This window comes from Agrobacterium sp. MA01 (genome assembly GCF_009650195.1).
Classification (GTDB): domain Bacteria; phylum Pseudomonadota; class Alphaproteobacteria; order Rhizobiales; family Rhizobiaceae; genus Allorhizobium.
This window is the reverse complement of sequence record NZ_CP045856.1, coordinates 225,467-237,708: the sequence shown is the minus strand read 5'-3', so window position 1 is coordinate 237,708 and position 12,242 is coordinate 225,467. Positions and strand designations below refer to the sequence as shown.

The 12,242-nt window shown below is 56.7% G+C and carries 10 protein-coding genes; 7 read left to right on the top strand and 3 right to left on the bottom strand.

All coding sequences use genetic code 11. The features are described from left to right. Positions 1–28: 28 nt before the first annotated feature. Positions 29–1,051, bottom strand: coding sequence for an ABC transporter permease (locus GH983_RS23745; RefSeq protein ID WP_069044210.1), 1,023 nt, complete (start codon positions 1,049–1,051; stop codon positions 29–31). A gap of 185 nt (positions 1,052–1,236) precedes the next feature. Between GH983_RS23745 and GH983_RS23740 the strand changes: the two genes are divergently transcribed. From GH983_RS23740 to GH983_RS23715, 6 genes are all read left to right on the top strand, one after another. After that, positions 1,237–2,316, top strand: coding sequence for a LacI family DNA-binding transcriptional regulator (locus GH983_RS23740; RefSeq protein WP_069044209.1), 1,080 nt, complete (start codon positions 1,237–1,239; stop codon positions 2,314–2,316). Continuing rightward, entirely contained in the window at positions 2,313–3,044 is a 732-nt protein-coding gene (locus tag GH983_RS23735; RefSeq protein WP_246727642.1) for an aspartate/glutamate racemase family protein, read from the top strand. Before GH983_RS23740 ends, GH983_RS23735 begins: the two co-directional genes overlap by 4 nt. A gap of 16 nt (positions 3,045–3,060) precedes the next feature. After that, entirely contained in the window at positions 3,061–4,122 is a 1,062-nt protein-coding gene (locus GH983_RS23730; protein ID WP_069044208.1) for an aldo/keto reductase, read from the top strand. A 1,045-nt stretch (positions 4,123–5,167) separates the two neighbouring features. Further along, positions 5,168–5,902 (top strand): glycosyltransferase family 25 protein, encoded by a 735-nt coding sequence (locus GH983_RS23725; RefSeq protein ID WP_069044206.1) that lies wholly within the window; start codon positions 5,168–5,170, stop codon positions 5,900–5,902. A gap of 82 nt (positions 5,903–5,984) precedes the next feature. After that, positions 5,985–7,343, top strand: coding sequence for an O-antigen ligase family protein (locus GH983_RS23720; RefSeq protein ID WP_069044205.1), 1,359 nt, complete (start codon positions 5,985–5,987; stop codon positions 7,341–7,343). Further along, positions 7,340–8,602: a glycosyltransferase family 1 protein gene (locus GH983_RS23715; RefSeq protein WP_069044204.1), complete on the top strand. Its 1,263-nt coding sequence runs from the start codon at positions 7,340–7,342 to the stop codon at positions 8,600–8,602. Before GH983_RS23720 ends, GH983_RS23715 begins: the two co-directional genes overlap by 4 nt. Before the next feature lie 254 nt (positions 8,603–8,856). Here GH983_RS23715 and GH983_RS23710 read toward each other — a convergent pair whose 3' ends face one another. Continuing rightward, on the bottom strand, positions 8,857–9,471 hold the full coding sequence (locus tag GH983_RS23710) for an IS5 family transposase (RefSeq protein ID WP_069044203.1): 615 nt from the start codon (positions 9,469–9,471) through the stop codon (positions 8,857–8,859). Positions 9,472–9,841: 370 nt separating this feature from the next. Next, on the bottom strand, positions 9,842–10,834 hold the full coding sequence (gene galE / locus GH983_RS23705; RefSeq protein ID WP_069044202.1) for a UDP-glucose 4-epimerase GalE: 993 nt from the start codon (positions 10,832–10,834) through the stop codon (positions 9,842–9,844). A 302-nt stretch (positions 10,835–11,136) separates the two neighbouring features. Here galE and GH983_RS23700 point away from each other — a divergent pair, with 302 nt between their 5' ends. Next, positions 11,137–12,240 (top strand): NAD(P)/FAD-dependent oxidoreductase, encoded by a 1,104-nt coding sequence (locus tag GH983_RS23700; protein WP_069044201.1) that lies wholly within the window; start codon positions 11,137–11,139, stop codon positions 12,238–12,240. Positions 12,241–12,242: the final 2 nt, after the last annotated feature.

Below are 12,242 nucleotides of genomic sequence, written 5' to 3'. Positions count from 1 at the left end.
TTTCCTCCACAAATTTTCCCTCGCTTTGTTACTTCGGCGATTGAGGGACAGACGCCGAAGGATCTTCAGAGCGACGCGTTGGGGCCAGGAACCCCATCACGTCGTAGCGACCGACAGCCAGGAAGGTGAGCAGCAGGGCTCCCCAGGCGAAATCTCGGACAAAGTTGGAAAGACCGCCGAAGTTCAGAAGGCTCGACATCAGCTGGAGAGCGATCGCACTCAAGACCACGCAGACAACCCGGCCATAGCCACCTTCGGGGCGAACACCCGCCATCACCGCGATCAGGATGGCGATCAGCAGATAAGAGCTGCCATAGTCGAACTTCACGTTGACGTTGCGAGCCGCAATGATGATGCCGGCGAGACCCGACAAGGTTCCAGACAGGGCATAGGTTGCGAGGATCACACCGTTTTTCGGGAAGCCGGCAAAGGTCGCAGCCTTGGGGTTCGTCCCCATCAACATCAGCCAAAGACCAAAGGGCGTGAACTTCAACACGGCGCCAATCAGGGTTGCGACGACGATGAAGATGACAAAGCTGATCGGCACGCCAAACAGCATGTCGTTGCCAAGGCTCGACAAAAGTTCCGGACTGCCAACAGTCACGGCACGTCCTTGAGAAACGACAATGGCAAGGCCCATAAACGCCATCTGTGTGCCGAGCGTGCACAGGATGGGCGTGATGGAGAAGCGGGCAATCAAAAAGCCGTTGAAGAGTCCGCCTGCAAAGCCGACCAGAAGGCAGCCAAGCATGAAGCCCAGGCTGAATGTGGTGGGATCGGAAGCCGGCCCGAGGATCGACACCATCAAGACCGCAGAAACGACGCCTGAGAGATTGGCAAGCGCAATGCCCGAGAGATCAATGCCGCCATTGCCGGCACACATGGCCAACATGACACCGACGGCCAAAAGTCCGATTTCTGGGACCTGACCAGCCATGGATTGAAGATTGAACAGTGACAAAAAGGAGCCGCCAGAGATCACCACTCCAGCAACAAGCAGCATGGCGTTCATGACGACAAGCATCATGAATTGGCCGTCGGTTCGCCGCATGGTCTCCTCCCATGTTTAGTGAACGTTTCTCGACTTCACTAAACGCTAGCAAAGCGGAAACCCGGTGACAAGCCCTATTCTGCCCGCAAATCCGATTGCGAACCGGTCGCAATTGCCGTAAACATCCGGCTTAACGGACATACTGTTTAGTAAATTATCTCGCAGATGCAGCATTCGGGACAGCGATGAAGAACGGCAAGAACCTGACGATCCGAGACATCGCGGAGGCCGCCGGCGTCTCTGCAGCGACCGTGTCTCTCGTCTTGAACGGCAAGGGTGACATCTCAGGCGTCACGCGCGCCAAGGTTCTCGAAGCCGTGGCAAGTCTGAACTATGTGCCAAGGGCCAGCAAATCGACCAGTGAGCCGGGCGAGACGCTCCGCTTCTTAAAGATTGCCAAGCATGGCCATACCGTCAATCGCGACCACAGCGTCTTCATTTCAGACTATATCGATGGCATGTCGGCTGAGGCTACCAGGCGCAACTACACGCTCGAAGTGGTCAGCTTCGAAGGTCAGCCAATCAGTTCGGTTGCGGAATCGCTTGCCGGAGCGCCGATTTCGGGTGTCGTGGCACTTGGCACAGAACTGACCGAGGCCGACATCCGGCTGATCCAGGGACTTGGATATCCGACGGTCTTCATCGATACGTTCTTCGATGTCATCGACGCCAATTTCGTCGACATGAACAATGAGGACGCCGTCTACAAGGTATTGTCGCGCTTTCATCAGCAGGGCTTCCGACGGATCGGCTTTGTGGCTTCGCATGTCGAGACGACGAATTTCAAGCTTCGCCGCGATGCCTTTTTCAAGAACATGGCGCGGCTCGGGCTGTCGGTCGACCCGGCCGATATTCTCTCTGTGGAATCGACCTATGACGGCGCTTATAGCGATACGCGCCAGCTATTGGCCGACGGCCTAGACCTGGCTGAATGTTATTTCTGCACCAATGATATCATCGCCTATGGCTTCATCCGCGCCTTGCGCGAGCATGGGCTGACCATCCCGGATGACGTCTCGATCATCGGCTTCGACAACCTGCCCCAGAGTGCGACGATGGATCCGGGCCTGACAACGATCGAGGTCTCGAAACGAAAGATCGGCTATCTCGCCGTCACCATTCTCGATGATCTCATCAATTCGACAGAGCCTCAGCCGGCGGTCAAGATCCAGGTCGGGGCCGATCTCGTCTTACGCGGAAGCCACGAGAAGCTCATGCAGCGCAGCAAGACCCGTGCCGCAAAGCAGCAGATCCCCGCGCAATGACCAGCGAGACGAATGGCCAAATCAAGGACCCAACAAAGGGCAAGCCACCTATGCCGCAGCCCCGCAAGCTGACCTTCATTCACACGGTCAAGACATTGGAACCCGTCTTTGCCGTGCTTGCAGCAGAAAGACTGCCGGGCTGGCAGATCGCATCGGTCGTGGAGGAGAGCCTGCTCTCAAATGTGATTGCCAATGGCCATGTGAGCCAGGAGGTTTTCGACCGTCTCACGAGACATGTGCACAAAGCTGAGGAGGATGGAAGCAGCGCCATCATCGTCACCTGCTCGACACTCGGCGAGGTCGTCGACGCCTTGGCCGCAAAGACCGCAACACCGCTTTTTCGGATCGACAGAGGCATGGCGGAACAAGCCGTCAATCAGGCCTCGACGATCGGCATTCTGGCGACCTTGCCAACCACGCTCGACCCGACCACGCGGCTCCTGGAAGGCACGGCCAAGCGAATGGGCCGCCAATGCAAATTCGTCTCACGGCTTGTAAACGAGGCATTCGCGCGGCTGAAAAGCGGCGACCAAGAAGGTCATGACCTCCTGGTGCAGGAGGCCTATGCGACACTCTCAAGCGAGGTCGAGCTCGTTGTGCTGGCTCAGGCGTCCATGGCGCGCGCCCTTCAAGCGGGGCAACACCATCGACCTTATCTGACAAGCCCTGAGCTTGGCATGGACCAGATTGCCGGATTGCTACGCCTGTCGCGCATGTCGGGTGACTGAGAAGGAGGAGGATCAAATGCAGTATCGAATGCTCGGCCGTTCGGGTCTCAAGGTGTCGGCCATTTCCATGGGCACATTTTCCTTCGGAGGTGTCGGCGGATTTGCCAAGGTGGCAACCCAAGGCGTTGAGGAAGCGCGCCGGCTGATCGACAGCTGTATCGATCTTGGGGTCAATCTTTTTGACACGGCCAACATGTATTCGCTCGGACGCTCGGAGGAAATTCTCGGCGAAGCCTTGGGCTCCAAGCGCAATGACGTGTTGATTTCGTCCAAGGCCCGCATGAGGATCGGCGACGGCCCCAATGACGAAGGGGCCTCCCGCTATCATATCATCAGAGAGTGCGAACGCTCGCTCAAGAGACTGAAGCGAGACCATATCGACATCTATTTCATGCATGAATGGGATGGCCTGACGCCACTCGACGAGACGCTAGAAGCACTGCATACGCTGCGCGAGCAGGGCAAGATCCGCTACATTGGCTGTTCGAACTATTCCGGATGGCACATTATGAAAGCCCTGCAGATCTCGGAAAACAAGGGGATGGCGCGGTTTGTCACGCAGCAGATCCACTATACGCTCGAGGCGCGCGAGGCAGAATATGAACTCCTGCCGCTCTCGGTTGACCAAGGGCTCGGGGTGATGGTCTGGAGCCCGCTTGCTGCCGGGCTTCTGTCGGGCGCCTTTGCGCGCAACAGGGAGCCGGAGCAGTCACGCCAGGCTCAAGGCTGGAGCGAGCCACCAATCCGCGACAAGGAACGGCTTTGGGCCATCATCGATGTGCTGGAGGAGATCGCGACCGAGAGGGGCGTTTCGGTCGCTCAGGTGAGCCTCGCATGGACGCTGTCGCGCCCGGCGATCTCGACAGTCGTCGTGGGCGGTTTAAGCCAGGACCATTTCCGCGATAACATCGCTGCAACAAGCCTTACCCTCTCCGATCAGGAATTGTCTCGCCTCAACCTGGTGAGCCGGCCCGATTACATCTACCCCTATTGGCACCAGCACAATTTTGCGGCCAATCGCTTCTCGCCGGCTGATAGAGCGCTGCACTCTTCCTTCCACGACCTGGGCATGGTGTGAATTGCGGGCGCAAGATCAAGAACTGCGGTCTTGGTCTTGCGGGTACATGGTCAGCACGTCGTCATGATAGGGCAAAGCGGCAATTTTCCCGCGAGGGTCTCGGCATGCATTTCGCTCTTGCCAAAAGAGCTGACCTCGCTGACCGCGAGCGTTGCGTCCAGTTGTCGACCACAGCTCGAGGCCGATGAGCGGGACGAGGACGACGCCGTCTGGTTGGCGCGCTAGCTGGCAAAGAATGCTGGCCTTGAGTTTACGGCCTGGAGGAGAAACACTGATATGCCCCAGTTTGCGGCCAACCTGTCAATGATGTTCACCGAGATGCTTTTCCTCGATCGCTTCGCAGCGGCGGCCGAATGCTGATTTAAGGCCGTGGAGTATCTGTTTCCCTGTGAATACCCGGCCGAGGTTGTCGCAGAACGGCTTGAGACCGCTGGCTTTGTACAGGCACTTTTCAAAATCCCGCCCGGTGACTGGGTAGCCGGCGAACGCGGCATGGCGGCCCTTCCCGAACGCAAGGCGGATTTTGCGAAACGCCTGGACGTGGTGATCGACTCTGCCAAGGTCATCGGCTCACCACTCCTCCACATGATGGCGGGACTGGCACCTGCGACAGATTTGAAGGCCATAGCCACTATCGTGACGACTGAGACCGCAGCGACCGATCCCAAAGGTCAGCGAGACGACGATCAAACGTGCTCAACAGGCAAGATGCCCACAGCCTGTTGCTGCATCAGCGCCCAGATGCTACCGAGCCTCCGGGATAGAGGGATGCGCTTAAAAGCTGAGACGGGGTGGCCTAAGAATGAGCATGCGCAGTCAGTCCGAAACGCTGGGACGAAATCGAGCTGGCATCTGCGCCAAAACCATGCTTTTCCCCTTGAAGCGTCGGTAGGCCCGCACTGTGTCTTCAAAAAGAATTTCGATCATTGCGCCGACCAATACCGAGGTGAAGCACGTCGCTCTCTTCGCCGAGCGCGTTCGAAAAGACACCGGCATCAACGTCTCCCCTTACTTTCTTTTCAGATAAGAATGAGGACATAAGCACATGAGCGTCGCAATTCTTGCGATCAATCTGGATCGATCGACCGACCGTTGGGAAGTCCTGGCTAAACGAGCCACCGCGCTAGGCTTGCCCCTCACCCGCGTCTCTGCAGTCGATGGCAAGTTGACGCCGGAAACGAAACGGGAGGCAATCGACGATGCAGCATTCCGCCGCAATACCGGCCGCCTGATGCTCGCCGGCGAATACGGTTGCTATCGAAGCCACATCAAGGCGCTCAACGCATTCCTCGCAACGAACGACGATACCGCACTCATAATAGAAGATGATGTAGAACTGAGCGCAGACCTCAAGGATCGCGTACACGCGGCATTTGAAGCGGTTCCGGATGCCGACGTGATCAAGTTCTTCAACCACCGGGTCGTCGGTTTCCAAAGGACCAACACATCAAGCCTAGGCGACGAGATCGGTCGCGCCATTCATGGACCGCTCGGTTCATCCGCCTGTTATGCGGTGTCTCGCCGGGGGGCCGCGCTCCTGATCAAACACCTGACGGTCATGCGCTACCCTTGGGACGCGGCCCTCGAACGTGGCTGGGACCATGGTTCGCTAGTTTACACGACACGAAAGAACGTGGCGAACATAGCGCGCGGCGGCACGACAATTGCGACACGCGACATCTACCGCTCCGTCAAGTTCCCGAAATGGAAACGCCTCGGGACCTATGCCCGAAGGCTACGGGATGATTTTGTAAGATTGGCCTATGCACTTCGTGCTTGAGCAAGCGTAGCGGGATGTTTAGAGCCGGCACCATAGCTGCCCCTCTCGTCCTTCAAGCCTCTTAGATTTCTGGAACGGGACCATGAAGACCCATATCGACCGCTTGTGGCATGCCTCGGACATTCTGTTTCTCACAGGGCTTGCCGTTGCATTGTTTCTCGGCAGCAAGGTGACGCCTCTTCTCGTCGTTGCTGGCGTTCTGCCCATCCCATTCTTGTTGCACGCGCTTAAGAACAGGCACTATCGCGTGTCGATCTGGACGCTGCTCGCCCCATTCGGCACCTACTTCGCATATAGCCTGTATGTCCTTTTCTTCTTTACAGGACTTGAGGCTACAGATCCCCGTCCGGTCAATCCAAGCTTGGAATCCTATTCCATCGCGATTGCCATGCTCGCCGTTGGCTTGGTGCGGAGCCTGCAGTTTAGAGATTTGGCCTCTCTGTTCCGCAGGCTGATGCCCTGGCTGCTCGTCGCCTGCTTCACCGTCTTGTCCTATATGATGTTTGCCGGGATCAGGGATGCCTGCCGCGTGCGGGGCCTGGCTCCTTGGCCCTTTATCCCTGCTCTCTTGTTCTCGACAATCACATTCATCTGTCTGGTCGGGTGGGAAAGGTTAGCCGAGCGCGAGCGCTGGGTTCGCGTTGGATTGCTCGCGCTCAGTATCGTCGTCTCCACGACTTATACCGGCTCCCGCGGCGTCGCAGTGGCCCAAGTTGGCGTTTTCGGCGTACTTGCACTCCTGAGCATCCTGCATTCCTTTAGAAAAAGCACGCCACGGCTCTATCATGTGGCCACAGCGGCAATCGTGGGGGCGGTGGTCTCCGCTCTCATAGGCCTAGCAACGGATTGCGGACCAGCCAGCCGCTTCTCCTCGACAGTCGAGACCTTGATAAGGATGAGCTCGCAGCTCACAGCCGCTTATGAGGAAAACAACTCCCCATCGCATGGGGCAACGGCACCAGAAGCGGTGCAAACTTCGAATAACTCCGAGCCAGCAGCTGCAACTTCGTCCGAGCCAAACCAATCGACAGAAGTCACCGATGATGCTTCCATCGGACTTCGACTCGCAATGTGGGAGACGTCGCTGACGGCAATCCAAGAGAACCCCGTATTTGGTCATGGCTCACTCTATCTTCAGAAACTGATACACGCGAAATACGGCTTCGAGCACAATCACAATCAGTACCTCACCTGGCTCGTAACCGGTGGATTGCTCCAACTTGTGCTTGGCCTGATCTTCCTTGCGATCCCGTGGTTTGTTTCCAAAGGTCTGTCGACTGCCGATAGAATACTCCTGACGACCGGAGTGTCGCTCTTCTGGGGCATTGCGATGATGTTCGATTCATTCCTGAACCTGAAATTCTATACGCACTACTTCTGTCTGCTCTGCGGTGTACTCTATGCCCTGTCGAACAGCATGCAGGAAAGAGCACCCACTTGACCGGCCTTCTTTATTTCGATCTGACAGAGGCGCTGCTCTCCACATCGGGGAAGCGCACGCAGTATTACGGGATTGCCCGAACCGTCCACGAAATCGGCCGAGAAGCTGCCTTGCTCAGCGAAGACATCCGCTTCGTTGTCTTCTCCTTCGGCACGCAGGAATTCTACGAAGTCAACTGGCAAAAGCGAGAGGACGGGAGCCCAGAGTTTGATCTACCGAAGGACGTGGGCCAGAAATGGGTTAGGTCGTATTTCGGCAAGAACCCCATCCTGCCAATCATCTTTCGCCTCTTGAACCTGATGACGCCGAAGAAAAACAGGGACAACTGGTTGAAACATGCCGGACATCTGAAACCCGTTGCAATCGAACATGGCACCTTCTTCTCCGCAGCCCGGCCGAAGCTGATCGTGGACATGGTGAGGGTGCTCCGTGAGAGAGGATCGAAAGCGGCCATCGTCCCCTTGCTGCACGATTTCATGCCACTTCATGATGGGGCGACGAAACGCTTTCGCAAGCTCGACCGGAACTTCCTGGCCGACAACCGGTTCCTGATCGAGCGGGCCAGTCAGATCCTGACGAACTCGAACTTCACCGCCAAAGAGCTCCAAAGCTTCGTCGAAAAGGGCATCCTGCCGAAACCGCGCGGCCCCGTCAGTGTGGTGCAACTTGTCCACCACTGTCCTGATGGAACCGAACCGCCAGAGGTCTCTATACCGACAGAACCCTATATCCTGACAGTTGCCCTTAATCTCGGCCGAAAGAACATCGAGGTCGTGTTGGAGGCCCTGCGGCAACTGCATGCGAACGGCAAGCCCGTGCCGCAGCTCGTGATTGCCGGCTCCCACAGAAAGCGCCTACGTCGCTATGCATCAAGGCCAGCTTTCAGGGACATTCAGGAAAAGCTGATTTTCATCGATAATCCCAACCAGACTGATCTTGTGAAGCTCTATAAAGGAGCACTTGCTCTGGTGATGCCGAGCAAGCTGGAAGGCTGGGGACTGCCGGCAGGCGAAGCGCTCTGGTGCGGAACCCCGGCAATCTGCTCGACAGCGGAAGCATTGCAAGAGGTCTGCGAGGATCTGGCAATTTACTTCCAGCCTGATGACGCATCTCGTCTTGCACAGATCATAGAGAAGCTAGCGGCGGATATCACATTCAATCATGAGCTTCGGAAGCGCATCAACGAGGCGAGGCCGACGCTGAGAACGTGGAATACCGTTGCCCGTGAGACGCTGTATTCTATCCAAGCGTTGAGATAGACCCCGCCTCGCAGCACGACAAACCAGCGACCACTATGTATCACCGAGGCAGATAAATGCGATCATCATCCCGCAGGTCGCTATAGCCAGCGGGAAGGATAAGACTCTTGGCGACTTTCGCGAGTAGCGTCTGCTTTCAGCGCTGCCGATTTTTGGTAACTTGCCGTAAAGACCCGCTCATCGGGTTCCGCAGATTTATTTTGGATCACTCATCAATGCTTTTTAAGCGAGCGTTTGACATTGGCGGTGCATTTCTAGGTCGTGTTGATAAAGTATGGCAACCATATCTTTGCGGCGGCCAGGGCAAGGAATGCTGCGAAGGATTTTCGGGTCTTGTCGTATCGGGTCGCGACGCGCCGAAACTGTTTGAGGCGGTTGAGCATCCGCTCGATGCGATTTCGATCCTTGTAAGCCTGGTAGTCGCAGGCAGGTGGGTTCTTCCGGTTGGCCTTCGGCGGAATGACCGGCCTGATCCCACGGATCAGGAGTTCCTCGCGCAGGAAATCACCATCGTAGGCTTTGTCAGCAAGGAAAAGCCTCAGTTTGCCGACCGGTATCGCCAGCAACTCTGGAACGGCGTTATAGTCCGAAACCTCGCCGCATGTCAGGACGAAGCCAAGAGGGCTGCCCTGACCGTCTGCTCGGGCGTGGGCCTGCTCGGCCCAACGGCGGAAGCGCACATTGACCGAATTCCAATTTCCGTAGCGCTCATGCATGTCGCGCCAGGGGCAGCCGACCCGAAGAACACGCAACATGCCATATAGATATTGCCGATTATCGTGCGCTGGCCGGGACTTCCTGCCGCGTTCGGTGGGCAACAGTCCCTCGATGATCCGCCATTCCATATCCGTCAGGTCGCTGCGAGCCAAAACCGCCTCCTAAAAGACAACCTTGAACCGCGCTTCCGCTGATTTGGGAATCCACTTTGTCAACAGGGCCTAGGGTATCGGTCGCCTCGTCAGTTCTTAAACCGTCAAACAGAAACCTGATCCTGTCCGGTCTTTAAGGGGCAACTCCACTATCAAGGTATCCCCACAGCAGCGAAAAAAGTCGCGGCCACCCATCGCTGAAGACTCCGTTACGTGCTTGCGAAAGCTGCCCAAAGCTATCAAACGACAACGCTCCCGGATACCACAACAAGTAAGTCGTGATCACCGTGACCGTAGCAAGCACAATCATAATCCATTTCATTTCATACAGTGAACACAAGTGCAAAATAGGCTCCATTTCACATTTGTGTCACTTCTGACCGTCTTGGTGAGCTAGCTTACTCTCCCAACCGATCGCATCCTGGACGATTTTGTCCAGGTCATTTTTTTTCGGTTTCCAGCCCAGTTCTGCTCGGATCTTTGATGTGTCGGCGACGACAGATACAATATCGCCCGGACGCCGATTTTGTACTACTGTGCTGAAATCGAACTGTGCGTGTCTCCTCACGGCAGCAATTACCTCAAATACAGTGTAGCCCTTGCCGTAGCCACAATTCAGCGTAAGGTTTCCTCCCCCGGCGCGGAGCCTTTCAAGAGCTAGGGAGTGGGCTTCAACAAGATCGCTGACATGAATGAAGTCTCTGACACAGGTTCCGTCTCTCGTAGGATAGTCACTACCATAAACGCACAGGTGACTTCTCTTGCCGACGGCAGCTTCTGCTGCGGCTTTGATCAGGTGCGTAGCTCCACGAGTAGATTGCCCGGTCCGAAGCAGCGCATCAGCCCCCGCGACATTGAAGTATCGTAGTATCGTGTATGACAAGTTGTGCGCAGCTGCCGCGTGGGACAGCATCATCTCGGTCATCATTTTCGAACTGGCGTACGGAGACTGCGGCCTAAGCGGTGTATCCTCAGCGACAAGTGGCAATGCACTGTCTCCGTACACCGCGGCGGTTGATGAAAATATAAAATTGCGTACCGAGCAGCGCACAGCGCTTTCAATAAGCAACATAGAAGCAACAGCGTTGTTTCTGTAATAAGAAAGGGGATCGGCTACGGATTCCGGCACTACTACGGAGCCTGCAAAATGAATGATTGAATCAACATTGTTCCGCTTGATTGTGTCTTCCACTAAGCGCTGGTCAGCAACATCACCAATAATCAACTCTGCATTTTTGGGCAGGGACCAACTGAAACCCGTGCTTAATCTATCAATAACGACGATCTGTTGGCCCTGATCTACCAAGTGCCAGCACATGTGTGAGCCGATATAGCCAGCTCCTCCCGTTATAAGTACTGGCATCAGTTTCTCAAGTCGTTTGTGTGATCAGGAGGCCGAGGAGCCCACGGGTTCGAACCACCCCGCCAGCGTCCGAACATCGCGCCTATTTGGACTTCAACCGCTCAAAAAGCAAGCCTTCGCAGCCCCCCGGAGGTTTGGAAAACCGGACTGATCGGAGATGGACCGGTCAAGTCTTCTTTCTGCGCGCAGCGACGATCGCGCCCTGTCCTGTCGACCGGCGTGTTGCAAGTCCAGCAAAATCGTCTACTTCTGCCGCGCAGGCCGCGCAACAAAGCTGCCTCAAACATGGCCGGAGAGGAACTTTGGAAACTGTCGAATGCATCGTTGTCGGGGCCGGAGTCGTCGGGATTGCGATTGCCCGGAGCTTGGCGCAAGCGGGCCGCGAGGTCATTGTTCTTGAGGCTGAAGACAGTTTCGGAAGTGGAAACTCTTCGCGCAACAGCGAGGTCATTCACGCCGGCATCTATTATCCGAAGGGCAGTCTGATGGCCAGGCTTTGCGTGGAGGGGAAAAATCGCCTGTACGACTTCTGCCGCGATTTCGGCGTCGAACACAAGGCGTGCGGCAAGCTCATCGTCGCCACGAACGAAGACGAGGCGGCAAGACTTCCACTGATTGCCGCGCACGCCGCCGACAATGGAGTCGGCGATATCACGATGGTCGCGCGGGAACAGCTTCGGCAGATCGAGCCGAAGCTTTCGGCGATCGCGGCGCTGCATTCGCCTTCGACAGGCATCGTCGATAGCCACGGCTTCATGCAGGCGATGATCGGCCAGGCCGAGGATCAGGGTGCGGTTTTTGCCTGGCGTTCCCCTTTCGGCGCCGCCGAAGCGGGGCACGCGCTGACCGTCCAAGTGGGGGGCGATCAGCCGATCAAGCTTGCCTGCCGATGGTTGATCAACAGCGCGGGGTTGCGCGCGCCTGCCGTGGCAGGGGCGATCAGCGGGTTTCCGGAATCGGCAGTTCCGGAGACCTATTTCGCCAAAGGCAATTATTTCTCCCTATCGGGCCTGCGCGCGCCATTTTCGCATCTGATCTACCCGGTTCCAGTCCCGGGGGGACTGGGGACGCATCTGACGCTCGATCTAGCCGGCCAAGCCCGATTTGGGCCGGACGTAGAATGGGTGCCGTCCATCGACTACAGCGTCGATCCCGGCCGTTCGGCAGGCTTTTACGCCGCCATAAGACGCTATTGGCCGGAACTCCCGGACGGTTGCCTGGTTCCGGCCTATGCCGGCATCCGGCCCAAGATTGTGCCTCCCTCCGTGGCCAAACAGGACTTCCGCATCACGGGCCCGCAGGACCACGGTGTGAACGGCCTTATCCATCTCTTCGGCATTGAATCGCCCGGACTTACCGCATCACTTGCGATTGCGGAGCATGTCAAGGCACTGATGGCCCATTGACG

Excerpts from the sequence above, each read along its gene's own strand:
- GH983_RS23745 (WP_069044210.1), bottom strand. The coding sequence starts at position 1,051 with ATGCGGCGAACCGACGGCCAATTCATGATGCTTGTCGTCATGAACGCC.
- GH983_RS23740 (WP_069044209.1), top strand. The coding sequence starts at position 1,237 with ATGAAGAACGGCAAGAACCTGACGATCCGAGACATCGCGGAGGCCGCC.
- GH983_RS23735 (WP_246727642.1), top strand. The coding sequence starts at position 2,313 with ATGACCAGCGAGACGAATGGCCAAATCAAGGACCCAACAAAGGGCAAG.
- GH983_RS23730 (WP_069044208.1), top strand. The coding sequence starts at position 3,061 with ATGCAGTATCGAATGCTCGGCCGTTCGGGTCTCAAGGTGTCGGCCATT.
- GH983_RS23725 (WP_069044206.1), top strand. The coding sequence starts at position 5,168 with ATGAGCGTCGCAATTCTTGCGATCAATCTGGATCGATCGACCGACCGT.
- GH983_RS23720 (WP_069044205.1), top strand. The coding sequence starts at position 5,985 with ATGAAGACCCATATCGACCGCTTGTGGCATGCCTCGGACATTCTGTTT.
- galE (WP_069044202.1), bottom strand. The coding sequence starts at position 10,834 with ATGCCAGTACTTATAACGGGAGGAGCTGGCTATATCGGCTCACACATG.